This is a genomic window from Hyphomicrobiales bacterium, from assembly GCA_017642935.1.
Classification (GTDB): domain Bacteria; phylum Pseudomonadota; class Alphaproteobacteria; order Rhizobiales; family MH13; genus MH13.
In genome coordinates, this window is record JAEPOK010000002.1 from 1263093 (window position 1) to 1289690 (window position 26598).

28 protein-coding genes and 1 other RNA gene are annotated in these 26598 nt (G+C 60.2%); 10 read left to right on the top strand and 19 right to left on the bottom strand.

The genetic code is table 11. The annotated features are described in order from the left end of the window. Positions 1-8 precede the first annotated feature (8 nt). The 4 genes from JJ917_15385 to JJ917_15400 all read right to left on the bottom strand — a co-directional run bounded on the left by JJ917_15385 (position 9) and on the right by JJ917_15400 (position 3687). Positions 9-788, bottom strand: coding sequence for a DUF1013 domain-containing protein (locus JJ917_15385; GenBank protein MBO6700210.1), 780 nt, complete (start codon positions 786-788; stop codon positions 9-11). Positions 789-934: 146 nt separating this feature from the next. Further along, positions 935-1216: a helix-turn-helix transcriptional regulator gene (locus JJ917_15390; GenBank protein MBO6700211.1), complete on the bottom strand. Its 282-nt coding sequence runs from the start codon at positions 1214-1216 to the stop codon at positions 935-937. A 99-nt stretch (positions 1217-1315) separates the two neighbouring features. Continuing rightward, a complete protein-coding gene (locus JJ917_15395; protein ID MBO6700212.1) occupies positions 1316-2560 on the bottom strand; it encodes a hypothetical protein in 1245 nt (414 codons plus the stop codon). Between the two features lie 116 nt (positions 2561-2676). Beyond that, a complete protein-coding gene (locus JJ917_15400) occupies positions 2677-3687 on the bottom strand; it encodes an NAD(P)H-quinone oxidoreductase (GenBank protein MBO6700213.1) in 1011 nt (336 codons plus the stop codon). Positions 3688-3778: 91 nt separating this feature from the next. On the opposite strand from JJ917_15400, the gene JJ917_15405 reads away from it, so the two are divergent. Beyond that, entirely contained in the window at positions 3779-3973 is a 195-nt protein-coding gene (locus tag JJ917_15405; protein ID MBO6700214.1) for a DUF1192 domain-containing protein, read from the top strand. Between the two features lie 4 nt (positions 3974-3977). On the opposite strand, the gene JJ917_15410 is transcribed toward JJ917_15405, so the two are convergent. Continuing rightward, on the bottom strand, positions 3978-4424 hold the full coding sequence (locus tag JJ917_15410; GenBank protein MBO6700215.1) for a DMT family transporter: 447 nt from the start codon (positions 4422-4424) through the stop codon (positions 3978-3980). A gap of 9 nt (positions 4425-4433) precedes the next feature. Beyond that, complete coding sequence (locus JJ917_15415; GenBank protein ID MBO6700216.1) at positions 4434-5144, bottom strand: type 1 glutamine amidotransferase domain-containing protein; 711 nt, start codon at positions 5142-5144, stop codon at positions 4434-4436. A gap of 86 nt (positions 5145-5230) precedes the next feature. Between JJ917_15415 and JJ917_15420 the strand changes: the two genes are divergently transcribed. After that, positions 5231-6160 (top strand): LysR family transcriptional regulator, encoded by a 930-nt coding sequence (locus tag JJ917_15420; protein ID MBO6700217.1) that lies wholly within the window; start codon positions 5231-5233, stop codon positions 6158-6160. A gap of 348 nt (positions 6161-6508) precedes the next feature. After that, positions 6509-7033: a DUF1465 family protein gene (locus JJ917_15425; GenBank protein ID MBO6700218.1), complete on the top strand. Its 525-nt coding sequence runs from the start codon at positions 6509-6511 to the stop codon at positions 7031-7033. 79 nt (positions 7034-7112) lie between these two features. Here JJ917_15425 and rpmE read toward each other — a convergent pair whose 3' ends face one another. After that, the gene (gene rpmE / locus JJ917_15430; protein ID MBO6700219.1) at positions 7113-7340 is read right to left on the bottom strand and encodes a 50S ribosomal protein L31; all 228 of its coding nucleotides are present in this window, start codon (positions 7338-7340) and stop codon (positions 7113-7115) included. Positions 7341-7610: 270 nt separating this feature from the next. Here rpmE and JJ917_15435 point away from each other — a divergent pair, with 270 nt between their 5' ends. Then, positions 7611-9452 (top strand): ATP-binding cassette domain-containing protein, encoded by a 1842-nt coding sequence (locus tag JJ917_15435; protein ID MBO6700220.1) that lies wholly within the window; start codon positions 7611-7613, stop codon positions 9450-9452. A gap of 39 nt (positions 9453-9491) precedes the next feature. Here JJ917_15435 and JJ917_15440 read toward each other — a convergent pair whose 3' ends face one another. Continuing rightward, positions 9492-10070, bottom strand: a complete 579-nt coding sequence (locus tag JJ917_15440) for a TetR/AcrR family transcriptional regulator (protein ID MBO6700221.1) — start codon at positions 10068-10070, stop codon at positions 9492-9494. 27 nt (positions 10071-10097) lie between these two features. Between JJ917_15440 and JJ917_15445 the strand changes: the two genes are divergently transcribed. Further along, the gene (locus tag JJ917_15445) at positions 10098-11156 is read left to right on the top strand and encodes a GNAT family N-acetyltransferase (protein ID MBO6700222.1); all 1059 of its coding nucleotides are present in this window, start codon (positions 10098-10100) and stop codon (positions 11154-11156) included. A gap of 65 nt (positions 11157-11221) precedes the next feature. On the opposite strand, the gene JJ917_15450 is transcribed toward JJ917_15445, so the two are convergent. From JJ917_15450 to tkt, 10 genes are all read right to left on the bottom strand, one after another. Further along, a complete protein-coding gene (locus tag JJ917_15450) occupies positions 11222-12250 on the bottom strand; it encodes a peptidoglycan -binding protein (protein ID MBO6700223.1) in 1029 nt (342 codons plus the stop codon). Positions 12251-12255: 5 nt separating this feature from the next. Continuing rightward, positions 12256-13281 (bottom strand): MotA/TolQ/ExbB proton channel family protein, encoded by a 1026-nt coding sequence (locus tag JJ917_15455; protein MBO6700224.1) that lies wholly within the window; start codon positions 13279-13281, stop codon positions 12256-12258. 216 nt (positions 13282-13497) lie between these two features. After that, complete coding sequence (locus JJ917_15460) at positions 13498-14328, bottom strand: inositol monophosphatase (GenBank protein MBO6700225.1); 831 nt, start codon at positions 14326-14328, stop codon at positions 13498-13500. Positions 14329-14338: 10 nt separating this feature from the next. Then, the gene (efp, locus tag JJ917_15465; GenBank protein MBO6700226.1) at positions 14339-14902 is read right to left on the bottom strand and encodes an elongation factor P; all 564 of its coding nucleotides are present in this window, start codon (positions 14900-14902) and stop codon (positions 14339-14341) included. A gap of 129 nt (positions 14903-15031) precedes the next feature. Beyond that, complete coding sequence (locus JJ917_15470; GenBank protein ID MBO6700227.1) at positions 15032-16033, bottom strand: sel1 repeat family protein; 1002 nt, start codon at positions 16031-16033, stop codon at positions 15032-15034. Further along, a complete protein-coding gene (locus tag JJ917_15475) occupies positions 16033-16692 on the bottom strand; it encodes a thiamine phosphate synthase (GenBank protein ID MBO6700228.1) in 660 nt (219 codons plus the stop codon). Before JJ917_15475 ends, JJ917_15470 begins: the two co-directional genes overlap by 1 nt. Before the next feature lie 218 nt (positions 16693-16910). Continuing rightward, positions 16911-17804: a fructose bisphosphate aldolase gene (locus JJ917_15480; GenBank protein ID MBO6700229.1), complete on the bottom strand. Its 894-nt coding sequence runs from the start codon at positions 17802-17804 to the stop codon at positions 16911-16913. Between the two features lie 60 nt (positions 17805-17864). Continuing rightward, complete coding sequence (locus JJ917_15485; GenBank protein ID MBO6700230.1) at positions 17865-19055, bottom strand: phosphoglycerate kinase; 1191 nt, start codon at positions 19053-19055, stop codon at positions 17865-17867. A gap of 340 nt (positions 19056-19395) precedes the next feature. After that, positions 19396-20409 carry a type I glyceraldehyde-3-phosphate dehydrogenase gene (gene gap, locus JJ917_15490; protein ID MBO6700231.1) on the bottom strand — a complete coding sequence of 338 codons (1014 nt, stop codon included), beginning with the start codon at positions 20407-20409 and terminating at the stop codon, positions 19396-19398. A 177-nt stretch (positions 20410-20586) separates the two neighbouring features. Then, complete coding sequence (gene tkt, locus JJ917_15495) at positions 20587-22578, bottom strand: transketolase (protein MBO6700232.1); 1992 nt, start codon at positions 22576-22578, stop codon at positions 20587-20589. 271 nt (positions 22579-22849) lie between these two features. Here tkt and JJ917_15500 point away from each other — a divergent pair, with 271 nt between their 5' ends. The 5 genes from JJ917_15500 to JJ917_15520 all read left to right on the top strand — a co-directional run bounded on the left by JJ917_15500 (position 22850) and on the right by JJ917_15520 (position 25247). Continuing rightward, the gene (locus JJ917_15500) at positions 22850-23164 is read left to right on the top strand and encodes a DUF4164 family protein (protein ID MBO6700233.1); all 315 of its coding nucleotides are present in this window, start codon (positions 22850-22852) and stop codon (positions 23162-23164) included. Positions 23165-23200: 36 nt separating this feature from the next. Beyond that, the gene (locus JJ917_15505; GenBank protein ID MBO6700234.1) at positions 23201-23560 is read left to right on the top strand and encodes a cell division protein ZapA; all 360 of its coding nucleotides are present in this window, start codon (positions 23201-23203) and stop codon (positions 23558-23560) included. A gap of 51 nt (positions 23561-23611) precedes the next feature. Then, a non-coding RNA gene (gene ssrS, locus JJ917_15510) (6S RNA) lies at positions 23612-23768 on the top strand. A gap of 22 nt (positions 23769-23790) precedes the next feature. Next, positions 23791-24393: a 5-formyltetrahydrofolate cyclo-ligase gene (locus tag JJ917_15515; protein ID MBO6700235.1), complete on the top strand. Its 603-nt coding sequence runs from the start codon at positions 23791-23793 to the stop codon at positions 24391-24393. Between the two features lie 23 nt (positions 24394-24416). Next, the gene (locus tag JJ917_15520; GenBank protein ID MBO6700236.1) at positions 24417-25247 is read left to right on the top strand and encodes a TIGR00282 family metallophosphoesterase; all 831 of its coding nucleotides are present in this window, start codon (positions 24417-24419) and stop codon (positions 25245-25247) included. 8 nt (positions 25248-25255) lie between these two features. Here the strand turns inward: JJ917_15520 and JJ917_15525 are convergent, their stop codons facing one another. After that, a complete protein-coding gene (locus JJ917_15525) occupies positions 25256-26506 on the bottom strand; it encodes a methyl-accepting chemotaxis protein (protein MBO6700237.1) in 1251 nt (416 codons plus the stop codon). Between the last annotated feature and the right edge of the window lie 92 nt (positions 26507-26598).

Sequence of the window (26598 nt, forward strand, 5' to 3'; positions counted from 1 at the left end):
CTTTCTGCTTAAGACTTGTTCTCTTCGCCTTCGTCGGTCGGGCTCGTCAGTTCCTTCAGCTTGGCAAAGACAGAGTCGGCGTCCAGGTCGTCCTGCGCCTCCTGGGCGGCTTCTTCTTCTTGCTCTTGCGTCGGTTCCGACGTGCCAAACACCTCTTCGATGCCGGCTTCTTCTTCGCTCTGGAACTCAGTCGGGGTCGTCGCTGCCAAAGCTTCTTCAGCCGACAACAGAACCGGTCCTGCGGCTTCCACAGCCGGCGGCGCATTGCGCGAGGCTTTCTGAACTTCCAGATCAAGCTCGATCTGTTTGCAGAGGCCAAGCGTCACCGGGTCCATTGGCGTCAGGTTGGCGGCGTTCCAGTGGGCGCCGGAGCGGATCGATTCGATGGTGTTTTTGGTGGTGCCGACCAAGCGCATGATCTGCGCATCCTTCAGCTCCTTGTGGTTGCGCAGCAACCACAGGATGGCATTAGGACGATCATGGCGGCGGGAAACCGGCGTGTAGCGTGGGCCGCGCTTTTTGGTGCTGGTGGCGACGACGGTTTTGGCCGGTTGAATTTTTAGCTCCAGCGCCGGGTTTTCTTCGGCTGCCGTGATCTGCTCGCGGGTCAACTGGCCGGTCTGCAGTGGGTCGAGGCCCTTGATGCCCTGCGCGGCTTCGCCATCGGCGATGGCTTTCACCTCAAGGGGATGCAGCGCGCAGAACTTGGCGATCTGTTCGAAGGTGAGCGCGGTGTTGTCGACCAGCCAGACGGCGGTCGCTTTGGGCATCAAAAGTGTTTCGGCCATGGTGGAATCCTAGCAAAAAAGCTCTTCAGGCCCGGTCGGAGGGTTTCCGATCGCGGGGCCGAGCATCACAATGAAGATGTCGGGAAAGTGCGAACCGTATAGTAAATTTACAAACCGGTTGCAATGCTTGGTTGCCGGTTGGGTGTTCAGCTTTTGCACCAGGCTTGGTGCAAATAGGCGATGAGACCGCGAATGTCGTCTGATGCCAGCGTGTAATAAATCGTTGTGCCGTCGCGGCGTGTGGACACCAATCCGTGGGCGCGCAAAAGCGCCAGGTGTTGGGATAGTGTGGTGGGTTTGCTGCCGGTGAGCTCTGCCAAAGTGCCAACCGATTTCTCGCCGTCCACCAAGTGACACACTGCCAGAAGCCGCGCCGGGGCGCTGAGCAGTTTGAGAATTTCCGTCACTTCGCCGACATTGGCGGCCATGGAGTCGGCAGTCGGGGAAGGCCGTTCAAGGGTTTGGGTCGACATGGTTGGCTCGCAAGAGGCCACGGGCTGGAGGTCCAGCCCGTGGGTCGATTGGGGTTAGGCCGTGGCGGCGGTGCTCAAGGGTGCCGTTGGCGCCTGCCGCATCAGCTTAGCAAGCAGCTTGAAGAACAGCCAGATGGCCAGCACTTGGAACAGCAGCGGGATGGCTGTGACACTCCAATAGGCGAGACCGAACTTCGCGATCAGGCCGGTGGCGACCAAGCCCTTGTTGATCAAGAAGTGACCCATCACCGAGAAGGCGACCACCGGGCAAAGCAGGGCGAGTGATCCTGGCGAGGATTCTGGTCCACTTATGAAGCGGCCGAGATAGTTCGTCTTTTTCAGCGCGCCCCACCCTGCGGCAAGCAACAGGATCTGTGCGGCAATCAAGGTGGTCAGCATCATAAAGGTGCTGCCAGCCGAGGTGTGCGCATCGAAATGCACGTGCAAACCATGGTTCTGGCGCAGGAACGCGATGCCGAGCACGGTGAGGATCGGCACGCCGATCATCAAGGTTGGCGCGCCATCGGCAGCCAAGCCATTTTCCATCATCGAGCGCACGCCGAGAGTCAGGGCGATCAAGCCCTGAACGATCGATGCCAAGATAAACAGCGTCGAAAGGCCGAGCGAGACGGCGACGGTGACAGCATTTGTCGACATGGCCGCTGGGGCTGCCAGTCCAACACCGATCATGGCGAAGGCAAAGGCGGGCAGCATCTGCGCCAGCGAGTTGTTTTTGGCGCAGTCCAGTCCGCCGCCCAGCGCGTTGCTGGCAAAGCGGGCAAACAGTTTGAAGGCATAGAAGCCGATAATGGCAAACGCGATCATGGCCAGCGGGAAGAGGTATTCCACTACGCTCCAAAGGTTCGGCACGAACACCAGGCCGAGAATAAAACCAGCATTGATCGCCATCGCGAAGGCGAGTGGCATCGCCATGATCTGGCTGCCGGCATTGCTGCCCATCAGCGTGTCATAGGCCGGCGTACGCGAAAACTGGCGCAGGCGTTGGACGTTCCAGACCAGAAGCCGGACGAGCGTCGCACCGAAAAAGGCGATGCCGGCCAAGGCGATGGAGATGGCGGCCTGCATGGCGAGACCTCCGGTGGAGAAGGCAGCCATTACGTCTTCAAACACCGGAACCGGTTGTCCCGGATGCGGCACCCAGAACATCAAAAACATGAAGAAGGTGACGACCAGACCGCCGGCGCCAAGGGCGGCAAGAAACATCAGGGGGCTGTAGGGCGCGGGCCCAGATTGCGCTGCCGCGTTGGCCTGCGGCGCTAGGGTTGCAAGTGTGCTCATGGGAAGCTCCATTTCTGAATATATTTGTATATACAAATATAATGGATAAATGTCTAGCCGCGCAGTCTTTCGTCTTTGGTCGAGGGGTGAATCGGTCCGCTAGGCGGCGGCCGCTTTTAGGGTCGCAGGATGATCTTGCCCATATGCTTTGAGCTTTCCATGCGCTGATGCGCCTTGCTCGCCTCGGCAAGCGGAAACACCGAGTCGACAGGAATGGTGACGTCCCCGGCCTCGATCAGCGGCCAGACATGGTGCAGCACATCGTCGGCCAGCTGGGCCTTAAAGGCGTCGGAGCGGGCCCGAAGGGTGGAGCCGGTGTGGGTGAGCCGTTTGAGCATGAGACGGGAGAAGTCCGCTTCCACGCTTGCGCCATTCAAGAACGCGATCTGCACGATCCGCCCTTCAACGGCGGCGGCTTTCCAATTGCGTTCTATGTAGTCGCCGCCGACCATATCGAGGATGACATTGGCGCCTTTGCCGTCGGTCGCGGCTTTGACGCCCTCCACATAGTCCTCGCGCTGATAGTTGAAGGTGTGGTCGGCGCCGAGCTTGGCCATCGCCTCACACTTCTCGTCCGTTCCAGCGGTGGCCAGGACCGTCGCGCCATGGGCCTTGGCGAGCTGGATCGCCATGGTCCCAATGCCGGATGTGCCACCATGGACCAGGAACGTCTCGCCCTCGGTCAAACCGCCTCGGTCAAAGACGTTCGACCAGACGGTGAACGCTGTCTCGGGAATCCCGGCGGCCTCTTCCAGCGACAGCCCATCGGGGATTGGTAGGGCGTGGCGTTCATCGGCCACGCAATAGTCGCCATAACCACCGCCGATCACCAGCGCGGTTACCTCATCGCCGACCTCATGGCGCTCGGCGCCGCGCGCCCGCGCGAAGATGGTGCCAGCCACTTCCAGCCCCGGGATGTCGCTTGCGCCCTTGGGTGGCGGGTAGGCGCCGACCCGTTGCAGAACATCGGGCCGATTGACGCCGGCGGCGGCCACCTTGATCAAGACCTTATGCTCGTCCAGATGCTGCGGCATGGGCCGTGTCCCCGGCACCAGAACATCCGGTCCCCCAGGTCGGTCGATGGTGATGACGTTGATGCTGCCGGGAAGATCAAAAAGGCTGTCCATGGTTGGCCCTTGTTGCGTGCTGGGGAGGGGCGATACACTTCAATGCAACGCATAACCGGGCCAAGGGCTGCATTGAAGGGGGACAAAGGGCATGGATCTCGATCTGGAACCGAAACCAAAACCAAAAATCAGTGTCGGCGATGATCTCTCCGATGCGTCCGTGGGCGAGTTGGCCGAGCGGATCGAAGCGTTGCGCGGCGAGATCACGCGCTGCGAAGAGGCAATGAAGGCCAAGGATGCTGCCCGGCTCGCCGCCGATTCCGTGTTTGGCACGCCGAAATCCTAGGGCCTCAGGCGAATTTCACCAGTGCCGCTCCAGCCAGCACCAACCCGGCGCCGGATGCCTTGATCCAGGTGATTGGGTCCTGCGCTGTGCCGAAAGCGCCTAGATGATCGAGCACCAGGGCGGTCACCAACTGCCCGGCGATGATGAGCACCGCCGCTGATCCAACGCCAAGCTTGGGCACCAGATAGACCACCGCCAAGATGTAGAGCGTAGCGATGATGCCGCCGACCCAGGCGGAGACCGGCACGGCCTTCATGGTCGCCATGTCGGGCAGCGGCGTTCGCGCGATCAAGAGTACCAAGCCAGTGGCCAGCACGCCGGTGAGGAAGACGAAAAAGGAGGCCATCACCAGCCCCTTCAGCGCAGTGCCCAGCTGACCGTTGAAGGCCAGCTGGAGCGGGATCATGGCGCCGGTGGCGAGCGCCATGGCGATGAGGATCATCTGTCCCATGTGGCCAGCCTAACCACGTAGCGCGGCGATAACTTCGCGCGCTGCGGCGCCTGCCGACATTTGCTGCTGGCCGGTGATCAGATTGCCATCACGGATGGCGAACTCTTCCATCGGTCCGGCAACTTCGAAGCTTGTATCAGCCAGCTTCCGAGTTTCGGTTTCGATCCAGAACGGTTGGATTTTCTGGCCGACGGCATTTTCTGCATATTCTTCTTCGGAGTTGGCAAAGCCGGTCCAGCGCTTGCCTTTCACAAGAAGATCGCCGTTCGATAGCTTGGCCTTCAACAGCACGCAGGTGCCGTGGCAGACGGCGGCGGTCGGTTTGCCGGCCTCATAGAAGCGCGCGAGAAAGTCCTGCGTTGCCGTGTCATCGATCATGGTCACCATCGGGCCCTGACCGCCGACCACAAACACCGCGTCGTAATCGGCTGCATTGAGGTCAGCGAGTTTGGGCGTACCTTTCAGCAGCGCCATTTTTTCTGGTGTCTGTTTGAAGGCCAGCGAGATGGTGTCCTCGGCGGAGTAGCCGCTTTCATCCTCCGGATCGGAATAGCCGTCGGCCTCCAGATCACCGCCATCAGGCGATGCGATGGTGATGCTGTAACCGGCTTCTTCGAATTCCTTGTAGGCGTGGGTGAGTTCGGCCCACCAGAAACCGATCGGCCAGCCGGTGACCGGCGAGGTGGCGGGGTTGGATGCGATCATCAAAATATGGGTCATTGAAGTTCCCTTTCGTGGAGCGCTCTTGTGCGCTGTCAGCGATAGAGATAGGCAAAGAGCTTATTCAACAAAACTGAAATAACTTCATGTCTGATTTCGATAAAGTTAAACTTAGACGGTTGGATGTCACCGTCCTGCTGGTTTTTTCTGGCTTGATGCGACTCGGCAAAGCCACCTTGGTGGCTGAGGAACTCGGCCTGACTAACTCGTCCATTAGTCACGCGCTGCGGCGGTTGCGCGATGTCTTTGGCGATGAGCTTTTTCTGCGCCGGCCCCACGGGTTGGAGCCAACGGCATTTGCGCGGTCCATCGAGCCTGCCGTTCAAGCGGCGCTGGAGGCCTTGCAGGGCGCCTTGGCTGGACCGATTTCCTTTGAGCCCAGGCGAAGCCAGGCCCATATCCGGCTGGCGGCGCAGGATTATGAGATCGCCACCATTGTGCCGGCGCTACTTGCGCTACTGCGTGCCATTGCGCCCGGGATGACCCTTTCCATTCAGGCGCTTGCCAAGCCGGACGCTTTGAAAGCGCTGGAGGCCGGTGATGTCGATCTGGCGCTCGGATTTTTTCCGGAGCTGACGGCGGCGTATCTGAGTGCTCCTTTGCTTGAGGAAACCTATCTGGTCGCCGCGCACCCAAGCCATCCCTTCCTAAAGGACGGTCAAGATCTCGACGTTTATCTGTCCGCCGATCATCTGCTGGTTTCAGGAGATGCGACCATGGCCGGTATCGTTGATCAGGTGTTGGCTGGGCAGGGGTTGAAGCGGCGCGTGGTGCTCTCCGTGCCGCTGTTCCTGCCGGCGCTGGCGATGCTGCCTGGCAATGCGATGCTTGCAACCTTGCCCGCTGCGTTGGTGAGGGCTCACGCCACGCGGTTCGGGTTGGCCTTTGCACCGCCGCCGTTGGACATTCGCGCTTTTCATGTGCAGGCCGTTCGGCATGTGCGCGAAGAGAAAAACCCCATGATTACCTGGCTGATCAATGAGCTTCAAGCGGTCGCTGAGAACAGCCATGCCTAGATTGGAGTAAACAAATTCACTCAATTTCGATGCGTTAAGGTTTTGGAAACCTTTCTCGCTTACCTTCAAGTCATCGAGTTTTCTCGACAGTTTCTGAGCGATTGGTTGCTCATTGACGCCTCCCTGTTTTCAAACTGATTATTCAGCCGTGGCATCTGCTGCGGCTTTTTTTTTGCGCTGACCCGACGGCGCGAGCGGCAATCGGTGACCAATCAGCGTTAACCGAGCCTGAAGAACGCGGCCCTTAGGGTGCGCGCGGATATAGACGGTTCGGCCAAATCGGCTATGCTCTGGGCCGGACAAAAGCAGCAACAATGATGGCGTAGCACGATGGATCGAACGAGCGGCATGGACGATGATCGGCTGACGGGCGTCGATGACCCTGTGTCTTTTGCCGACCGGCTGGTCGGGTCGAACGCGTTCCACGAGCTGTTCGAGCATGGCATGCAGCTTGTCGAGACGACGGCTGAGTATCTCGACAAGGAAGGCCGCGAAGAAGCAAAGGACCTGCCGCGCGCCGGTGCGATGGCCTACGCGACGGAGTCGATGCGGCTGACCACCCGGTTGATGCAGCTGGCCTCCTGGCTGCTCCTTCAGCGAGCCGTGCACGAAGGGGAAATGACCCTGGAGCAGGCGGCTGAAGAAAAGGCCAAGGTGCGTATTCATGGGCTGTCCAGCCCGACGCAAGGTCCGGGTTGGGACGAGCTGCCCGGAACGCTGCGCGAACTGGTGGACGCCTCGCTGGATCTGCAAACCCGCGTGCAGCGCCTTGACGGCATTTTTTATCAGCGCGGCGAAAGGGTGCAGCAGGAAGAGCCTGCCGCCAACCCAGTGGCCGAACAGATGGCGCGTCTGTCAGACGCGTTCGGCTAGGGCGCCACCCTTTTCAAGCTAAAACAAAAAAAGGCACCCAATAGGGTGCCTTTTGTCGTTTTGAACGGATTGCCCGGGCTTATTTGGAGCCGAGGAAACCGTCGAACTTGTTCTTGAACTTCGAGAGACGGCCACCACGGTCGAGCAGAGTCTGCTGACCGCCAGTCCAGGCAGGATGGGTTGTTGGATCGATATCGAGGCGCAGCGTGTCGCCTTCTTTGCCGTAGGTCGAGCGGGTTTCGTACTCGGTGCCGTCGGTCATCACCACTTTGATGGTGTGGTAGTCGGGATGGATATCCTGTTTCATCGTCTTTGTCCGTCATTGCGACGCCCGCGCGCCAAATTGGTGCAGCGTTGATCACGATTGATGTGAAAAATTCGGTCGCGACTGAAATTGTCCAGCGGTCAAAATCTGTCGCTTCAGCGCGCGTCGATACACGATGGGGCGACGGCTTGCAAGCGACTTGCGCCAGACTTGGCCGGTGGGTTGGCCTTGCCTGCGATCAATCGGCTCACTCCCCCAAGTGATGGGCTGTAAAACCTTGCCATCAAACCGATTTGATCGGTAGGGAATGACATGGCCAACTCCGCTGATGCCCCCGCTGCGCCACCGCGCCTTGATGTGCAGTCCGCTCGTCAAACATTGCGCGATCTCTGGCCGTTTATCGCACCCTACAAGGGCCGCATCGTGGCGGCGTTTTTCGCCCTTGTCGGGTCCACCGGCGCGACGCTGACAGTTCCCCTGTCGGTGCGCATGGTCATTGACCGCGGCTTCACCGGCGAAGATGGCGTGCCGCTCGGTGGGGTGTTTCTGGGTTTGATTGCCGTGGTCAGCATTCTGGCCGTGATGAGCGCCTTGCGGTTTTATCTGGTTACGTGGCTTGGCGAGCGGGTGGTGGCCGATTTGCGGTCTGCCGTCTTCAAGCGGATTATGCGGTTCGATCTGTCCTTTCACGATCGCGCCAGGGCTGGGGAACTGGTCTCGCGCCTGACGAGCGACGCGACGCAGATGAAGTCCGCTGTCGGGTCGAGCGTGTCGGTCGCGCTGCGCAACTTTTTCATGTTCGTCGGCGCCAGCATCATGATGGTTGTGACCAGCCCGGCGCTTTCCGGTGCTGTGCTGATCGCGATCCCATTCATCGTCCTGCCGTTAATCGTGTTTGGCCGCCAGGTGCGGGCGCGCTCGCGGGTGGCGCAAGACGTGCTCGCTGATGCCTCGGCGATGGCGAGCGAAGCGATCAGCTCAGTGCGCACAGTGCAGGCCCATACAGCCCAAGGCCGGTTGGCTGGCGCATTTGCCCGCGCTGTTGAAGCCTCTTTTGAAGCCGCGCGGCATTCGATCATCGCCCGCGCGCTGCTCACCTCCTTTGCGATCTTCGTGATCTTTTCAAGCGTCGTCTTAGTGCTCTGGTACGGCGCCAACGCTGTGGTGGCCGGGGACATGACCGCCGGTGAGCTCGGCCAGTTTCTGCTCTATGCGGTGTTTGCTGCCGGCGCGCTTGGTGAAGTGAGTCAGGTGGTTGGTGAGGTGGCGCAGGCCGTTGGTGCGGCGGATCGGCTCTGCGGCCTTTTGAAAGTGGACGTGAAGATCCTGCCCAACGACCAGGACGGTGCATCGAAGCCTGTCACGCCAGTGGCTGGTGATATCGGCCACGTGGTATTCGATCACGTGTCATTCCGTTATGGCGATCTTGGCGGATCGAACACCAGCCAGCCGGTCCTGCGCGATGTGTCGTTCGAGGCTTTGCCCGGTAAAACGGTGGCGCTGGTTGGGCCTTCCGGCGCGGGCAAATCGACGGTGCTTCAACTGCTGATGCGTTTTTACGATGCCGAAAGCGGCGACGTGTTGGTCGATGGCAAGAAGGTGGCGGCGATAGACCCAGTCGCGCTGCGCCAAAAAATGGCGCTGGTGCCGCAGGATGTTGCGATCTTTGCCGCCAGCGTACGCGACAATGTCGCTTTTGCCCGTCCTGATGCCAGCGAGGACGATATTCAAGCTGCCCTGGCCGCAGCCAATGCGTCCGCGTTCGTTTACGGCATGCCGGACGGCATCAACACCATGCTTGGCGAGCGCGGGGTGAACCTGTCAGGCGGTCAGCGCCAGCGGATCGCCATTGCTCGTGCCGTGCTGCAGGATGCGCCCATCCTGCTGCTTGATGAGGCTACCAGCGCCCTTGATGCCGAGAGCGAGCATCTGGTGCAGGACGCGTTGGAACGGTTGATGGTGGGCCGCACGGTGATCGTGATTGCCCATCGATTGGCCACGGTGCGTAGTGCCGACCAGATCGTTGTGCTGGACGAAGGCAAGGTGGTTGAGCGCGGCACGCACGCAGAACTCGCCGCTTCTAATGGGCTTTACGCTCGCCTGGCAGATTTGCAGTTTTCCGATGTGCCGGAGAAGGCGGTGGAAAGGGTTTAAGCTGAATGTCAGCTCCAAGTCCGTAGGCACCGCCAACTCCTAAACGGCCAGGCCCTCGATCAGCTCCTTCAGCGCTGCCGATGCTAATGCAAAACGGTGCTGGCCGTCCGCATCGGCTGCAATCCAGAGTGCGGCATCAATCATCGCGCCATTGATAAGCACGGCGAATGCCATGGCATTGCCTTGTTTGATGATGCCGCTGATCTGCATGGCTTCGATGGCGTCGCGAAGTGGCTCGATGCTGCCCTCCTGATCGATCTGCCGAAGGCGCTGCCCAAGAACGGCGGGACCATCCTTGAACAAGATTTGCTGCACCTCTGGTTCGAGGGCCATCTCAAGATAGGCGACGCAGGTCTTGATGAAACCGTTGAGGCTCTCATCCGTCCCGGCAAGGGTCAGCAGTCGTTCTCCCACCTCATGGTCTATCTGGCGGACAACGGCTTCAAACAGGCCCTCTTTACCGCCGAAATTGTGATAGAGCGCGCCGCGCGTAACGCCAGCCTCGGCGCATAGCTCATCCATCGATGTGCGTGCATAGCCCCGCTCCAGGAAGCTCTTTCTCGCTGCCGCAATCAGCCGGGCAGACGTCTCCGCCTTCTTCTGTTCACGCACCTTCATATCGGTCTCTCTTGACATACGGCGTGTATGTTATATTTTACATACGTGGTGTATGTTAACGACGGAGCGTGTGAAGTGCAATCGATCAGGAAGCGCAAGGGCACAATCGATGATGCCGCGTTTTTAGCGCGGATGGATTATGAGGCCTCGCTGCCGCCGTTCGACCAGTCGTTCTGGGATGAACTTGTCGGCCCAACGGGCAGCACCACGCTGACTTTCCTGGAACAGATGTTCCGCAACAACGCATCCAACTGGGGCAATGCGGAAGACTTCATCATCCTGGAGTTGGACGGAGAGCCGGCAGCGTGCTGTGCGGTCTTCAGGCCGCTGGAGACGCCGCCTTCGCAAGGACTCTTCAATCTCGACAAGCTCCCCCAGATGGCTCGCCATTTGGGTTGGACGGAGGCTTCGAAACAAGCGTTCCGCGCAGCCTATGAAAAGGTGTGGAGCGGAGACACCGGATTTCTGAAGCCACAAGCAGACGTGATCATCGAGACGGTGGCCGTCTCACCTGATGCGCGCGGCAAGGGTCTCGGTCATGCGCTTATGAATGCAGCCTTTGAGGAGGCTCGCGGCATGGGCGCGTCAAGCATCGGCATCATGGTGATCAATGGCAATGATGCTGCGAAGGCTCTCTATGAGAAGCACTTCGAACCCTATGCGACCTTCCACGCTTCGTACTTCGATCACGAATTCCCGGGCCTCACCAAGTACCGGGCGACTCTTGCCGACGAAAGGAACAGACACATGGCAAACACCCCCGCACAGTCCCCCAACGATACGATGATCGTGATGTACAATCTTGCACCCGAACAAGGGCAAGAGGATTTTGAAAAATGGCTGCAAGAGGTCGACCTTCCTGGATATGAGAAGGTCTCGTCTATGAGCGATCCGGTCTATTATCGTGCCGAGGAAACCTTGGAAGGTGGCAAGCCACCGTTCCAATACGTGGTCGCGATCAAATCAAAGCCCGGTGAGCAGGTCGATGAGGAAATGGGCGGCCCTGAATGGGAAGGTTTCGTCGCCGACTTCGAAAATCGCACCCGCGATGCTGTTTACATCAGCGCATCGCGCATCATCGGCTGATGCTTATATAAAGACAAAGCGGGCGATGATCTCTGCTCGCTTTGTTTTTTCCACCTGCCCTTGCCCTACCGTTCGGTCAGCTTGAACTCGATACGCCTATTCCTGGCGAGGCTGTCATCGTCCTCGCCTTCTGCGATGGGCTGAAACTCGCCGAAGCCTGCCGCCATCAGATGTTCCGGCGCGACCCCCTGATCGACCAGGAAGCGCACCACCGAAGTCGCGCGGGCCGTCGATAGCTCCCAGTTGGTGGCGTAAAGACCGGTGCCGGAGAGGGGCCGCGAGTCCGTGTGGCCATCAACGCGGATCACCCAATTGATCTCTTCGGGGATCGCCGCTTCCAGTTCGCGGACGGCCTCGGCAAGGCGAGACAGTTCATCGCTGCCGCCTGGGTTGATGTCGGCGGAGCCGGAATCAAACAGCACTTCGGACTGGAAGACGAAACGGTCACCGACGACACGAATGTCGGAGCGCTGGGAGAGGATTTGCCGCAAGCGGCCGAAAAAGTCGGAGCGGAACTGCGAGAGTTCTTGGACACGCTGGGCCAGCGCAACATTCAACCTGCGGCCAAGATCGGCGATCCGGGTCTGGCTTTCGCGGTCACGGGTTTCTGAGGCATCAAGCGCGTCTTCAAGCGCGGCGATCTGGCGGCGCAGGGCCGAAATCTGCTGGTTGAGAAGCTCCACCTGATTGAGCGCCTCACGGGAGATTGCCTGTTCTTCATCGACCTGGTTTTGCAGCCCGGCAATGATCGACCCGCTGGTGTCTTCGGTCTCTGGGGTTTGCAGAAGGCCGGTCAGACGATCCTGTTCTTCGCGGGCGCTTTCAAGGCTCGCGGTCAGCGTTGCCAGACGGCTTTGCAGTTCCTGGCCGGTCGCCCGTTCCAGCGCCAGCAGTTCAGTAAGCTCGGCGATCTGCGCGTTGAGGCGGTTCAAAACCGTGTCACGCCCGGTGATCTCCTGGCTCAGAAAAAACTGGGCCAGCATGAAGATCGAGAGAAGAAAGATGATGACCAGGAGAAGCGTGGCCATGGCATCGACGAAGCCCGGCCAGTAATCGACCGCTCCGGAGCGCCGACGGGATCGGGAAAGCGCCATATCACCTATTCGCCCGGTTCCTGGCCGCGCCCGCCATTGGACATGGTGCGCGAAACATCTTCCATGACGGTCGCCAGGCGCTTGGTGTGTTCGCCCTGGTCTTCGACCCAATCGCGCAGCATCTGCTGCTCGGAGCGCATGTGCTGGACGAGCGATTGAACGCCGGCCGCGAGGCTATCGATGGATTGTTTGACGGCGGCTTGGTCGCCGGTGCTGGCGGCACTGGAACCGGTCGACGACCCGGTCTGCGAGGAGGATAGTTGGTTCTGCGCCGCAATCTGACGGGCCAGGCGATCGACCGACCGCTCCAGCGATACGATCGCGGTTTCGGTGGAACTGGTTTCCGCGCCTGCCTGTGAGACGTCAACGCCGGCCATGTTGGACATCCAGTCCTCAAGCTCGGTGTAGAAACGGTTCTGGGCTTGGCCGGCCTGCAGGTCGAGGAAACCAAGGACAAGCGAGCCAGCCAGACCGAACAGGGAGGAGGAAAACGCCGTGCCCATGCCGTCGAGCGGGGCGGACAGGCCGGTTTTGAGGTTCTCGAAAATGGTGCCGAAATCGCCAGAGGTGACATCGAGGCCGTCGATCGTGTCCCCCACCGAGGCAATAGTTTGGGTTAGGCCCCAAAACGTACCGAGGAGGCCGAGAAACACCAACAGGCCGATCATGTAGCGCAGGATTTCGCGCCCTTCATCGAGGCGTGTGCCAACCGATTCCAGGATTGAACGCACCGTCTGGGTCGACATGGTGGGGCCGCTGACGCCTTGGGAGTCGCGCAGATAGCTGGCGAGCTGGGACAGCAGGCGCGGATTGGGCTGGTCGAAGCCCGCGCCATAATCGACCAAACGGAAGCCATTGACCCATTTGATCTCCGGCATCAGCCGGATGACCTGAAACACCGCCAGAACGATGCCGAGGATCAAAACGCCGATGATCAGGCCGTTCAGCCCTGGATTGGCGGCAAAGGCAGTTGCGATTGGGCGGTAAAGGATAAGGACGAGAAAGCCGGCTAAGCCAACAAACACGGCCATCAGCGCCAAATAGATCGTCGGGCGGGATAGGCTGTGGGGATCGGCACTGTCAGCCATCGGCATGCCTCATGCTCAACTGCGGTCTTAAGGTCGTTATCGATTCGCGTCCTGGGTCAGCGACCCTGACGCAACCCCTCATAGCGTGTTCTCGGTCCAGACAGAACCTTCAATTGTGACCATCCTTGGGTGGTGCTTAATTGCGGCTCTTTCCATGGATCAGGCGCCCTTTTTGGCGTTGGCGAGCTTGGCCTGCGCCTGCCGGGCTTCGCCGAGCACTTTCAGGATCTGACCAACGATCAAATCATTACCGGCAACGACCGATCCGGTGTCGAAAATCGCCGTACCACCCATCGTGTCGCGGGTAATGCCGCCGGCTTCGCGCACGATTAAAAGACCGGCCGCCATGTCCCAGGGCGAGAGGCCCGCCTCCCAGTAACCATCGAGGCGACCGGCGGCGACCCAGCAGAGATCCAGCGCTGCGGCGCCCATGCGGCGCAGGCCGGCGACCTTGCGCATCATGGTGGCCACTTCGCGCAGGAACAGCGCATGATCGCCGCGTCCGAGATGCGGCATGCCGTTGACGATCACCGAATCTGACAGTCTGCGGCGAGCGGCGACGCGCAGGCGCTTGTCGTTGAGGAAAGCGCCCTGGCCCTTTTCGGCGGAGAACATGTCGTCCGAAATCGGGTTATAGACGAGACCCGCCACCATCTCGCCATCGCGCTCCAGCCCGATGGATACGGCAAAGTGCGGCATTCCATGCAGGAAGTTGGTGGTGCCATCGAGCGGATCGACAATCCAGCGATGCTGCTTGTCCTTGCCTTTGATCTCGCCGCCTTCTTCACCCAGGAAGCCCCATGTCGGGCGCGCTTCCTGCAACACTTCATAGATGCGCTCTTCAGCGCGGCGATCAGCGTCGGACACGAAGTCGCTCGGGCCCTTGGTGGAAACCTGCAGGCGTTCCACCTCGCCAAAATCGCGCGTCAGACCACGCCCGGCCTTGCGCGCCGCGCGTTCCATTACGGTGAGAAGGGCTGATTTTGCCATTGTGGTTGTTCTAGTCCGCGCGCTTCACATAGGTGATTTCGGCGGTGTCAACGATGATCCGCTCACCGGACTTGATGAAGGGTGGCACCATAACCTTCAGCCCGTTTTCCAACATGGCCGGCTTATAGGACGAAGACTGCGTCTGGCCCTTGACGACAGCGTCGGCCTCGACAATTTCCAGCGTCACTTGGCTTGGCAGTTGGAAGCCGATGGGCGTTTCATCGTGCAGCTCGACCATCACCTGCATGCCGTCCTGCAGGAACGCGGCGCGGTCGCCGACAAAATCCTTGGACAGATTGATCTGCTCATAGGTTTCAGAGTCCATGAAGACGAGCATGTCACCCTCTTCATAGAGATACTGAAAATCCTTGGTGTCGATGCGGGCACGCTCAACGCGCTCGTCAGCGCCGAAGCGGTTGTTGAGCTTGCGGCCATCGATCAGGTTTTTCAGCTCAACCTGGTTGTAGGCCGGGCCCTTACCGGGCTTCACCGCGCCGGTTTTCACCACCGCCCACAGGCCGCCATCGTACTCGATGACCATGCCAGGCCGGATTTCATTGCCATTGATTTTCATGGGAACTGTACTCGTTGCTGGGATGTTCGTGCGCGATCGCGCCGGGCTTTGTGGGCTGTGGACCACACTCAGCCATGCAAGGCAACTCTTGTTGCCGTGCCGGTGCGCGTGTGGCCGCGTCGTGTTGGGTCAGTCCAGAGGGTTGTCTGGCGCGCGGTCGCGGGCGATGCGGTCCTGGGCCTCTTGGCGCTGCGCTTCCGGCAAGGCGCTGACAAAGGCATCCAGACGCGCATCCGACAAGCCACCAGCCACGGCGCGGGCGTGATAGTAGGCCGCTTCAACCGGGTCGAGCGGAACGCCGAACCCTTGGCTGTAGGCATGGGCGAGGCGGTTTTCAGCCACCGGATTACCTGCTTCGGCGGCCCGGCGGAACCAGAAGATCGCGTCCTCGGTGCGCCGTTCTTGTGTGAGGTCGGGGTCGCCTGCATCGCCGGTCAACAGGCCAAGGGCCAGTTCGATCTGCGCCTCGGTGTTGCCGCGCCGAGCGGCGCGGTCGAACCATTCATAAGCCTCGCGGGTATCCTGACGGACGCCTGCACCTTCGGCATAGAGAATGCCGAGCGTATAGATGGCGGTGACATTGCCTTCGTCAGCCGCCTCGCGCATCAGCTGCGCGCCGCGGTTCAGGTCACGCTCAACGCCGCGGCCTTCCAAATGCAGCATGGCAAGCATCTGTTTGGAGTCGGTGTGCCCCTCGGCGGTCGCCGTTTGTAGAAGGCTGGCGGCTTCCTCTTCGTTGCGCTCGATGAACGCGCCATCAAGGATCATGGTGGCGAGCAGGAACTTCGCTTCTACATCGCCGGCCTGCGACGCCAAGCGGTACCACTGGGCAGCTTCTTCCTGGTTTGCATCGACTCCGAGCCCAGCTGAATACATCTGACCGAGCAGTCGCATCGACGGGGCATCGCCGCGCCCGGCAAAGGTGACTGCCAAGTCGAAGGCGCGCGGGTAGTTGCCAGCAAAAAAGGCTTCGAACGCAACCAACGGGTCGAGCGCAAAGATGTCTTCGGCTTCCGTCTCGGCTTCTGTTTCAGCCTCCAGATCGACGGGCTCCGGATTGGGCGGCGTTTCGGTGTCCTGCGCCATGGCAGGCGACGCCAGCAGCAAAAGGGTAAGAAGGGTGCGCAGCATCAGGCAGCCGCCTCCGCGCGCTTGTGGGCGATAGCGTCGAGTATCGTGTTCAACCGTGCTACTTCGGCGCCAGGATCTTCGGCGGTCCAGATCTGCTCACGCACGGCGAGAAATTCCACGCCGGCTTCAGCCAAGGCGGTGAATGCCTCATCGGATGTGCCGGACAGCGCCACGCAAGGGATTTTCATCATCTGCGCCCACCAGGTGGCAAGCGTCACGGTTTTGGGATGAGTTTCTTCGGTAGCGTCGCGGTCGGTGCGACCGAAGAACAGATAATCCGGCTCGCGCTCGCCGACCTGTAGTGCCAAATGACGGGTGTTGATGCCGCCAATGCCGACGATCATGCCGCGATCGGCCAGTTTGGCTTGCCCGTCTTCATCCAGCTCCTTTGGATCGGTGAGGTGGACGCCGTCAGCATCGAGGCGATCAGCCAAACGGCTGTCGTCGGCGACCAGCACGGCGACATTGGCGCTTTGCGCGGTCTGCACATACGGCGCGGCCATGTCTTGGAAAGCGCGTTCGTCACTTTGATCGCCGTCTAACAGCAGGCAGCCAATGTCTCCACCGGCGAGGGCGCTGGCAAACCGTTCAGAGAAATCCTCCGGAAGGTCACGCAGCGTGATCAAAAACAGGCGGGAGCGGAAGTCGAGAAAAGCCATGAATGGTCCTGGTGGTCATTTCTGGCCAAAAGAGCGGGAATGAGGGCGATTTTGTGGAAGTCGCGGGATCACACCACTGGCGTCATTCCTGTGGGTCCGCTAGCCGCGGGTCTCGCTTCCATCACAGGAATCCACTCCACCAGCCTATTGGTGCGTTTTGCAACGCTGAGCGCGATGGAATGGAACTCCGTGATAACGGCAAGGGCGAAGCCGCCGTCTTATCCAGCCACTGATGCAGCGTAGATCGAGTCGATGGTCGCGGCGATGGTGCTGTTGAACTCGTCGTCGCTCTGCTGTGCCGAAAGCCCTTCGCTGAGCGCGCGCGAGAAGCTTGCAATCACGCCCGTGTTCTTGGCGAGGATGGCATTGGCTTCGTCGCGCTCGTAGCCTCCCGAGAGCGCCACAACCCGCATGACCTTGGGGTGGTCAACCAGCGGCTTGTAGAGGTTGGTTTTGGTGGGCAGGCTGAGCTTCAGCATCACCTTCTGACCGTCCGGCACACCGTCCAGATGTTTGATGATAGAAGCCAAGAGCAGGTCCTCTGCCTCAGCCTTGTCGGCGATCGAGATTGTGACTTCAGGCTCGATGATCGGCATCAGACCATGAGAGAGAACCTGGGCGCCCAATTCGAACTGCTGGGCGACGACAGCGTCGATACCGCTCGCTGACGCCTTGTTGATAACGGAGCGTTCCTTGGTACCGAAGATGCCATGATCGACCGCGCGTGACAGCAGGTCGTCCAAGCCCGGGATTGGTTTCAACAGCTGGACGCCGTCTGCCTCATCCGCCAAACCCTTGTCGATCTTCAGGAACGGTACGACGCGGCGATCTTCCCAGAGATACTGGGCCGATGGCTTGCCGCCCATCTCGCGATCCATCGTCATTTCGAAAAGGATCGCGCCGATCACCTTGTCGCCGGTAAAGGCTGGGGCGCTGGCGATCCGGGTGCGCATGGCATGGACGAGGTCAAACATCTCAGCCTCGGACGAATAGGCGTCCTCTTCGATCCCATAGAGCTTAAGCGCCTTGGGCGTTGACCCGCCGCTCTGGTCGAGCGCGGCGATGAAGCCCTGGCCGTTGGTCATCTGTTCGGTCTGTTGGTCGTTGGGCATTGGTTCCCCCGATGTTTGATTGTCTTGAAAGGTCGTTTTTTTTAGCGCTTAGACGCTGGGTCAGTCTGTCTGCGCCGCTTCCAGCGCCGCTACCCCCGGCAGTGTTTTGCCTTCCAGCCATTCCAGGAAGGCTCCACCGGCGGTCGAGATGTAAGTGAAATCATCTGAAACACCGGCATGATTAAGCGCAGCGACGGTGTCGCCGCCACCGGCCACCGAAAGCAGCGTGCCGGCCTTAGTGGCTTCGGCCGCGCCTTGGGCAGCCGCCACCGTGGCGGCATCGAAGGGTGTGATCTCGAACGCGCCGAGTGGTCCGTTCCAGACCAGGGTCTTGGAGGCCTTGATGGTGGCCACGACGTTGGCGACGGTCTGCGGGCCTGCATCGAGGATCATCGCATCGGGGGGGCATTCATCGACGGGAACCGTCTTGTTCCAGGCGTTGGCGGCAAATTCCTGCGCGACGACGATGTCGATCGGCAGATGAATGGTGCAGTTTTCGCTCTCCGCCTTGTCCATGATGGCGCGGGCGGTGTTGGCCAAATCGTGCTCGCAGAGCGATTTGCCAACCTCGACCCCCTTTGCGGCGAGGAAGGTGTTGGCCATGCCGCCGCCGATCACAAGATGGTCGACCTTGGCGAGCAGGTTGGAGAGCAGGTCGAGCTTGGTGGAGACTTTTGCGCCGCCGACCACAGCAACCAGCGGATGCTCCGGTGATTTCAAAGCTTTGCCGAGCGCGGTCAGTTCGGCCTCCATCAAGCGACCGGCACAGGCCGGCAGCATCCGCGCGACGCCCTCGGTGGAGGCGTGGGCGCGGTGAGCGGCGGAAAACGCATCGTTGCAATAGACATCGCCAAGCGAGGCGAGGAACTGCGCCATTTGCGGGTCGTTGGCTTCTTCCATCGGCGTGAAGCGGGTGTTTTCCACCAGGATAACTGCGTCGGCCGGCGCGGCTTCCAGCGTTGCACGGTCTGGACGTTCGATGAACGTAATCGATTGGCCGAGCGCGGCTTCGAGCGCCGGCACGGTGATCCGCAGCGAGAACTCCGGCTTCGGCTCGCCCTTGGGCCGACCGAAATGGGCAAGCAGCACGGGCTTGCCGCCCATCTTTTGAATGTCCTTGATGGTCGGCACGATACGCTCGATGCGCGTTGCATCGGTTACCTTGCCATCTTCAACCGGCACATTGATGTCGACGCGGGTCAGGACAATTTTGCCGTCAAGGTCCATATCGTCGAGTGTATTGAAGGACATATTGCCTCTCGCTTCCAGTCGTTTTTTGTTGGCTTCGCGTTCAGCCAGCGTGTCGCTCAGGCGATCCAACTTGCCAAAAGAATGGCTAAGCAGGCGAATGACGAGCCAGGAATAGAAAAGGAGCGCGACAATGCCTGCGCCAATCAGAATGTTCTGCAGCATTGCCTAGTCTCCATCACCGCCATCGCCCCGGTCAGGTTTGTGCATGGTGTCCTTCAGCATGAAAGCGAAGGCGCCAATGAAAACCAACGCAATGACCAGTTTGATCGCAAGGTATGGTTCCATCCGGCAACCCTAAAGAAAACGGGCGCGGCTTTCGCCACGCCCGTTCGGTATTGCACTAGATGAGTTTTGCCATCGCAACGGCGGTGTCGGCCATGCGGCAGGAGAAGCCCCACTCATTGTCGTACCAGGAGAGGACCGAGACGAACGTGCCGTCCATGACCTTGGTCTGGTCCATGTGGAAGATCGAGGAGTGTGGGTCGTGGTTGAAATCAACCGAAACCAGCTTCTCTTCGGTGTAGCCCAGAATGCCTTTGAGCGGACCCGATGAGGCGGCCTCTTTGATGGCGGCGTTCACGGCTTCCACCGATGTGGCGTTCTTGGCGATGAACTTCAGGTCGACCACCGAAACGTTGGGCGTTGGCACGCGCATGGCGAAACCATCCAGCTTGCCGTTCAGTTCTGGCAGCACCAGGCCGACCGCTTTGGCAGCGCCGGTGGAGGTTGGGATCATCGACATCGCCGCAGCGCGGGCGCGGTAGAGATCCTTGTGCATGGTGTCCAGCGTTGGCTGGTCGCCCGTGTAGGAGTGGATCGTGGTCATCATGCCTTTTTCGATGCCGATGGCATCGTTGAGCACTTTGGCGACAGGCGACAGGCAGTTGGTGGTGCAGGAAGCGTTGGAGACGACCAGATCGTCGGCGGTCAGAACATCGTGGTTCACACCGTAAACGATCGTCTTGTCGGCGCCGGCCGCCGGAGCAGAAACCAGGACGCGTTTTGCGCCAGCCTCAAGATGCAGAGAGGCTTTGTCTTTGGCGGTGAAGATGCCGGTGCATTCCATCACGATGTCGATGCCCATTTCGCCCCAGGGCAACTTGGCCGGATCGCGTTCGGCGAGCACTTTAAAGCTGTCGCCGCCTTCGATTTTGATGGTGTCGCCATCGACTTCCACCGCTTTGGGAAACTTGCCGTGCACCGAGTCGTAGCGCATCAGATGGGCATTGGTTTCCACCGGGCCAAGATCATTGATCGCGACGACGTCGATGTCCTTGCGGCCTGATTCATAAATGGCGCGCACGACATTGCGACCGATGCGTCCAAACCCGTTGATGGCAACTTTAACCGTCATTCCTTGTCTCCTAGACCCTTAGTGTTGGTGTTCTTGGTGAGGCCGATTGTCAAAACCGCTTCCGGTGCTCCGGCGCGCGGCGTCAGCTCACTTTTGCGCCCACAGTATGACGCCTTTGCATGACAATAAAGGGCTGATCGCGCGCGCCAGCTATGCAGCACGCGACCAGCAAAGCCGTTAATCCTCGGCCAGGGCGGCCTTGGCAGCTTCGGCGGCCGCTTCGGCGGTGATGCCGAAATGGGCGTAGACTTCCTTGTAGGGGCCAGAGGCGCCGAAGGAGTCCATGCCGATGAAGATGCCGTCGGTGCCGATAAATCGATCCCAACCCATACGGATCGCCGCTTCGATGGCGATGTTCACTGGAGCCTCGCCGATGGTTGAAGCCTGGTAATCGGCCTCTTGCGCTTCGAAAAGCTCAAAGCAGGGCACGGAGACCACGCGGGCGTTGATGCCAGCGTCGCGCAGCAGTTTGCGCGCCTCCATCGCGATCTCAACTTCGGAGCCTGAGGCAAAGAGGCTCACCTGCGCGTCGCCGCCAGCCGAAGCCAGTTCATAAGCGCCCTTGGCAGAGCGGTTCTTGCCGCCATTGTCGGTGCGCAAGGTCGGCAGGCCCTGGCGGGTGAGGGCATGGACGCTGGGGCCGTCCTCATTGAGCAGCGAGAGATGCCAGCATTCGGCCGTCTCCACCACGTCTGCCGGCCGGAAGACTTTCAGGTTCGGGATCGCGCGCAACGCTGCCAGATGTTCCACCGGCTGATGGGTCGGACCGTCTTCGCCAAGACCGATAGAATCGTGGGTGAGGACGTGGATGACGCGTTGATGCATGATCGCCGCCAGACGGATGGCCGGGCGCGAATAGTCGGAAAACACCAGGAAGGTGCCCGACATCGGGATGATGCCACCATGCAGCGCCATGCCGTTCATCGCAGCGGCCATGCCGTGCTCGCGGATGCCCCAATGGACGAAATTGCCGGCGTAATCGCCGGGCGCAATCGGCACCATGGTGCTGGTCAGCGTGTTGTTGGACCCGGTGAGGTCGGCCGAGCCGGACACCGCTTCGGGCAGGTGCGGGATGATGGCTTCCAGCGCCATTTCGGACGCTTTGCGGGTGGCGACTTTGGGCGCATCCTCGGTCACCTGCGCAATGAAGGCTTCGACAGCGCCATCCAAGTTGGCCGGTAGGTCACCGCGCATGCGCCGGTCGAACTCTGCGCGCGTTTGCACATCGGCGGCGTCGTGACGCTTGTCCCACTCGGCGCGTTCGTGCACGCCTTTCACGCCAACGATCCGCCAAGCATCAAGCGTATCCACTGGTACCTCGAAGGGTGGGTGATCCCAGCCCAGTGCCTCCCGTGTGGCGGCGATCTCTTCATCGCCGAGCGGCGATCCGTGGGCTTTGGATGTGTCTTCCTTGTTGGGCGCGCCAAAGCCGATCTTCGTTTTACAGGCGATCAGGCTTGGCTTGTCGCTGCCGCGCGCACGCTCGATCGCGGCTTCAATGTCGGCGGCGTTGTGGCCATCGATACGCACTGTGTCCCAGTTGGCGGCCTCGAAACGCTCCAGCATGTCGCCGGACTCCGACAGGGTGACGCGGCCATCAATAGAGATGTCGTTATCGTCCCACAGAACGATTAGCTTGTTCAGCTTCAAATGCCCGGCGATAGAAATCGCTTCGTGGCTGATGCCTTCCATCAGGTCGCCATCGGAGGCGAGTACATAGGTGTAATGATCGACCAGGTCGTCGCCGAAATCGGCCGCCAGCATACGTTCGGCCAGCGCCATGCCGACAGAGTTGGCCAGGCCTTGGCCCAGCGGTCCAGTTGTGGTTTCGATCCCACCGGCAAACCCATACTCAGGGTGGCCAGCGGTTTTGGATCCGAGCTGGCGAAAGCTTTTCAGATCATCCAGCGTCATATCCTCGACGCCAAGAAGATAGAGCAGCGAGTAGAGCAGCATCGAGCCGTGACCGGCTGAGAGTACAAAGCGATCACGGTCAGGCCAGTTGGGCTCGGTCGGATCGAACTTCATGAACTTGGAAAACAGCACGGTGGCGATGTCCGCGGCGCCCATTGGCAAGCCTGGATGGCCGGAGTTGGCCTTTTGAACGGCGTCCATGGAAAGAAAACGGATGGCGTTTGCCATGGCCGTATGGCGGTCGGTCTCGGTCATAATGGTGATAAGCCGTCTGATCGTGCGCGGCCTGAGCCGACGCTATTTGCGTTTTCGCTGGATGCGGAGGCGTCTTAAAGGAGCCGGGCGCGGTTGAAAAGACATGCCCGGAAAGACTGGCACGCCGAAGTGCCGAAATCCGCCTGCGATCCGTTGACGGCGCTTAGCGCTGCTCCCTACATTGGCGGCGGCGACGCAAAGGATGGCGCAATGCACACTTGGCGGTTCTGTGAACCTTGGCGGAGAGGAATGCGCAAGATGGGCGAATGTGATGGCAGGCAGTGATCTTCAATCGGCGTTTGAGCGGCTCGATCGAGCGATCACCGCCGTGGAAGCCGAAACCGGACATCGCCGTGCTTTGCTGGAAGAGCGCGAAAAACTCTATGCTGAGGTGGCGCGCCTCTCTACGGACCGGGCGCATCTGGCGCAACTGCTGGACAGCGCGCGAGCTGAGACGCGTGCCATGGAAGCGGCCAACCAGGCTGTCTCGCAGCGGCTGTTGGATGTTATGGAAAACATACGCACCGTTTTGGCTGGCGATTCGACCGCTGGTGGGCCAGCGGGGTCACAAGGCGCAGCCGGCTGATCGGTCGCTTTGCGTTGACGTGTTTGTAGGACGGGTATGGGTCAAGTTGTCGTCACCATTGCCGGGCGTTCGTTCCGGTTGGCCTGCGAAGATGGCGATGAGCCGCGTCTGACGGCCTTGGCACAAACCTTTGATGCGACCGTTGATGAGCTGCGCGGATCGTTCGGCGAGGTGGGTGACACACGCCTTGCCGTCATGGCCGGGCTCGTCATGACCGACAAGTTGGGCGATGCCCAATCGCAAATCGAGCGGCTTTCGGCGCAGATCGCAGAGTTGCAGGCCAATCTGTCGCTGGCGCAAAACAGCAATGCTGGAACCGACGACAAGGTGCGCCAGAAAGTAGAAGAACTGGCCGGACGGTTGGAACACATCACGCAATCGGTGCAATCCTCTTAAGGCGCGACCGAATTGCATTGAAGTTCGGTTGGCCGAAGCTTATCTTCCGGTTCGAAGCTGCGCTTCTCGTGCATCGGCATTTTCCCTGGGGCCTTACCGATCCTTAAGGGAGCTGTCCCTGGACCGGTCCGTGGACCGGACTACACGGCGCCCACCTACTTTGTAGGTTTCCCAGGATCGACGCTGACACGGTTGTTGCGGCTTCACTTTCTTCTTTTGGCGGTCGTTCCATGCCGCAGGCATTTCCAAGTAAATCCGAACTGCGTGGTAGCGCACTTGCGCGGCGCGACGCTTTGCCTGTCTCGGGCCGTCAGAGCGCTGCCAAGGCGCTGGCTGAGCAGACGTGGTTCAAGGCGGGGGATCAGGTGGTGTCGGCCTACTATGCCATCGGCTCGGAGATCGATCCTGCGGCTTTGTTGGAAGCCCTGAACAAGACAGCCGCTCAGCTCGCCCTACCGGTGTTGCTCGATGCCGAAACCATGGTGTTTCGGGCGTGGGATCGTTCCAAGCCGCTGGTACCGGTGGGTTTTGGCACGTTGGGGCCGGATGCTGACCAACCCGAGGTCTTACCCAATCTAGTCCTTGCGCCGCTGGCGGCATTTTCCTCCACGGGCCAGCGCATCGGCTATGGCAAGGGGCACTATGATCGGGCGCTGTCAAAGATGCAGGCCCAAGGCCACCGCCCTGCCTTTGTCGGACTCGCCTTTGATGAGCAAGAAGTGCCGTCTGTCGATGCCGAGGCCCATGACGTTCCGCTTGATGGTGTGCTGACGCCCTCCGGCCTGCGTGTTTTTGACCATGGCCGCGAGGCGCTTCAGCCCTTTCTGGTCTGAGTATTGCCTGCTAAGGCGCCTCCATGAGTTTCAATCTTCTTTTCCTCGGCGATGTGGTGGGCAAAGCCGGCCGTGAGGCCGTTGCTGACCATCTCCCGGACCTGTTGGCTCGCTACCCGATCCACTTCGTCGTCTGCAATGGCGAGAATGCCGCGCATGGGTTCGGCATCAACGAAAACATCTGCGAGCAACTGTTCGATCTTGGTGTTGACGTCATTACTCTGGGCAATCACGCCTTCGATCAGCGCGAAACACTGGTTTACATCGAGCGCCTGCCCAATCTGCTGCGTCCGGTGACCTTTCCATCTGGAACGCCCGGGCGCGGGGCGGGTCTGTTCAAGGCGCGCACGGGCGAAAATGTTCTGGTGATCAATGCGATGGGCCGGCTCTTCATGGATGCAATGGAGGACCCGTTTGCCGCCATCGACCGTGAGTTGGACGCCTGTCCGCTGGGCACGGTTGCCGATTTTGCGATGATCGATTTTCACGCCGAAGCGACATCGGAAAAGCAAGCCATCGGCGCTCATGTCGATGGACGGGCCACTTTGGTCGTCGGCACGCACACCCATGTGCCGACTTCCGATCATCGGGTGTTGCCGGGTGGCACGGCTTATCAGACCGACACGGGCATGTGTGGCGACTACGATTCCATCATCGGCATGGACAAGGGCGAGCCGGTCCAGCGGTTTCTCACCAAAGTTCCGCAAGCTCGGTTTTCGCCGGCCGAAGGCGATCCGACATTGGCGGGGATTGCCGTTCAGGCAGACCCGAAAACTGGGCTCGCCCAGGCTTGCGCCCCGGTACGGATTGGCGGGCACTTGGAGCCCGCCATTCCAAGATTCTGGAGTGTATGACCGGCCGGTTAAATGGCGCGAACGGTATTGATGAAGTTGGCGATGGCCGTGTTCATATCGTGCGCCTGCTCGCCGAGCTGACCGGCGGCCGTCTCCACCTGGTTGGCTGCCGCTCCGGTTTGATTGGCGGCATCTTGCACCTCGACCATATTGGCCGACACATCGCGCGTGCCTGCTGCCGCTTCGGTGACGTTGCGGCTGATCTCGGCGGTCGTGGCGCTCTGTTCTTCCACGGCTGCCGAAATTGAGCTGGTGACGTTGCTGATCTGATCGATGGTGGTCGAGATTTCCTCGATCGCTGATACCGCATCCCCGGTGGCATCTTGGATGGCGCTGATCTGCGTCGTGATCTCTTCGGTTGCCTTGGTGGTCTGACCGGCAAGGGTTTTGACCTCGCTTGCCACCACCGCAAAGCCACGCCCAGCTTCGCCGGCTCGGGCGGCTTCGATAGTGGCGTTAAGGGCCAGCAGGTTGGTTTGTTCGGCGATATCGGAGATCAGTTTCACCACGTCGCCGATGCGCTGCGAGGCGTTGGAGAGCTCACGTACCGTCTCGTTGGTGGTCCGCGCCCGTTCCACTGCGCTTTGCGCGACCTCTGAGGATTTGGCCGCCTGTTCGGTGATCTCGCCGATGGAGGCGTTCAACTCCTGTGCGGCATGGGCTACCGTTTCAACATTGACAGTTGCTTCCTCGGCGCCGGCAGCGGCGCCAGTGGCGCTGTTTGTGGAAGTCTGAGCGGTCTGCGTCATTTGAGCCGCCGCCGCGCTCATTTCGGTGGCAGCCGTTGTCAGATGGGACAGTGAGGTTTGCGTTTCGGTCTCAAAGCCATCGATGGCGTTGGTGAGTTCGGTCATCACAGACCAGGTGACCATCGCACCGGTGTAGTTGCCCTGCTCGTCGTGCAGCGCACCGACCTTCAGCGCGAGCGTTTCCGGACCAAGTTTGATCTTGGCGTTCCACGGAAGATTGCTTGGATCGGCAAGGATCTTGCGCTGATGCTGCGGGTTCTTGTGGAAGATATCGATGTTGACGCCGTCCATATTGTCTGGATCGACGCTGCCCGGCAGCAGATGGCGGATCGTGTGCAGCGTCTCCCGACTGGCGTCGTTGGCATAAATGATATCGCAGGTTTGTGGATCGGCGACCATGACGTTGATCGGCATCTGATCCAGCATCGCATTGAGTACGACCCGTTGGTCGCGAATATGCAAAGAAGTGGGTTCAGGCGCGCTCTGCGCCTTGCGTGAAAGTCCAAACATTGTTTCCCCCGAAACTCGGATGGCTTGGCACCCCCGCGCCAAAGCCAATCCGTAATAGTGCGTATAAAATAACTCGCAATAGTTGCAGTTAT

Excerpts from the sequence above, each read along its gene's own strand:
- JJ917_15385 (MBO6700210.1), bottom strand. The coding sequence starts at position 788 with ATGGCCGAAACACTTTTGATGCCCAAAGCGACCGCCGTCTGGCTGGTC.
- JJ917_15390 (MBO6700211.1), bottom strand. The coding sequence starts at position 1,216 with ATGGCCGCCAATGTCGGCGAAGTGACGGAAATTCTCAAACTGCTCAGC.
- JJ917_15395 (MBO6700212.1), bottom strand. The coding sequence starts at position 2,560 with ATGAGCACACTTGCAACCCTAGCGCCGCAGGCCAACGCGGCAGCGCAA.
- JJ917_15400 (MBO6700213.1), bottom strand. The coding sequence starts at position 3,687 with ATGGACAGCCTTTTTGATCTTCCCGGCAGCATCAACGTCATCACCATC.
- JJ917_15405 (MBO6700214.1), top strand. The coding sequence starts at position 3,779 with ATGGATCTCGATCTGGAACCGAAACCAAAACCAAAAATCAGTGTCGGC.
- JJ917_15410 (MBO6700215.1), bottom strand. The coding sequence starts at position 4,424 with ATGGGACAGATGATCCTCATCGCCATGGCGCTCGCCACCGGCGCCATG.
- JJ917_15415 (MBO6700216.1), bottom strand. The coding sequence starts at position 5,144 with ATGACCCATATTTTGATGATCGCATCCAACCCCGCCACCTCGCCGGTC.
- JJ917_15420 (MBO6700217.1), top strand. The coding sequence starts at position 5,231 with ATGTCTGATTTCGATAAAGTTAAACTTAGACGGTTGGATGTCACCGTC.
- JJ917_15425 (MBO6700218.1), top strand. The coding sequence starts at position 6,509 with ATGGACGATGATCGGCTGACGGGCGTCGATGACCCTGTGTCTTTTGCC.
- rpmE (MBO6700219.1), bottom strand. The coding sequence starts at position 7,340 with ATGAAACAGGATATCCATCCCGACTACCACACCATCAAAGTGGTGATG.
- JJ917_15435 (MBO6700220.1), top strand. The coding sequence starts at position 7,611 with ATGGCCAACTCCGCTGATGCCCCCGCTGCGCCACCGCGCCTTGATGTG.
- JJ917_15440 (MBO6700221.1), bottom strand. The coding sequence starts at position 10,070 with ATGAAGGTGCGTGAACAGAAGAAGGCGGAGACGTCTGCCCGGCTGATT.
- JJ917_15445 (MBO6700222.1), top strand. The coding sequence starts at position 10,098 with ATGTTATATTTTACATACGTGGTGTATGTTAACGACGGAGCGTGTGAA.
- JJ917_15450 (MBO6700223.1), bottom strand. The coding sequence starts at position 12,250 with ATGGCGCTTTCCCGATCCCGTCGGCGCTCCGGAGCGGTCGATTACTGG.
- JJ917_15455 (MBO6700224.1), bottom strand. The coding sequence starts at position 13,281 with ATGGCCGTGTTTGTTGGCTTAGCCGGCTTTCTCGTCCTTATCCTTTAC.
- JJ917_15460 (MBO6700225.1), bottom strand. The coding sequence starts at position 14,328 with ATGGCAAAATCAGCCCTTCTCACCGTAATGGAACGCGCGGCGCGCAAG.
- efp (MBO6700226.1), bottom strand. The coding sequence starts at position 14,902 with ATGAAAATCAATGGCAATGAAATCCGGCCTGGCATGGTCATCGAGTAC.
- JJ917_15470 (MBO6700227.1), bottom strand. The coding sequence starts at position 16,033 with ATGCTGCGCACCCTTCTTACCCTTTTGCTGCTGGCGTCGCCTGCCATG.
- JJ917_15475 (MBO6700228.1), bottom strand. The coding sequence starts at position 16,692 with ATGGCTTTTCTCGACTTCCGCTCCCGCCTGTTTTTGATCACGCTGCGT.
- JJ917_15480 (MBO6700229.1), bottom strand. The coding sequence starts at position 17,804 with ATGCCCAACGACCAACAGACCGAACAGATGACCAACGGCCAGGGCTTC.
- JJ917_15485 (MBO6700230.1), bottom strand. The coding sequence starts at position 19,055 with ATGTCCTTCAATACACTCGACGATATGGACCTTGACGGCAAAATTGTC.
- gap (MBO6700231.1), bottom strand. The coding sequence starts at position 20,409 with ATGACGGTTAAAGTTGCCATCAACGGGTTTGGACGCATCGGTCGCAAT.
- tkt (MBO6700232.1), bottom strand. The coding sequence starts at position 22,578 with ATGACCGAGACCGACCGCCATACGGCCATGGCAAACGCCATCCGTTTT.
- JJ917_15500 (MBO6700233.1), top strand. The coding sequence starts at position 22,850 with ATGGCAGGCAGTGATCTTCAATCGGCGTTTGAGCGGCTCGATCGAGCG.
- JJ917_15505 (MBO6700234.1), top strand. The coding sequence starts at position 23,201 with ATGGGTCAAGTTGTCGTCACCATTGCCGGGCGTTCGTTCCGGTTGGCC.
- JJ917_15515 (MBO6700235.1), top strand. The coding sequence starts at position 23,791 with ATGCCGCAGGCATTTCCAAGTAAATCCGAACTGCGTGGTAGCGCACTT.
- JJ917_15520 (MBO6700236.1), top strand. The coding sequence starts at position 24,417 with ATGAGTTTCAATCTTCTTTTCCTCGGCGATGTGGTGGGCAAAGCCGGC.
- JJ917_15525 (MBO6700237.1), bottom strand. The coding sequence starts at position 26,506 with ATGTTTGGACTTTCACGCAAGGCGCAGAGCGCGCCTGAACCCACTTCT.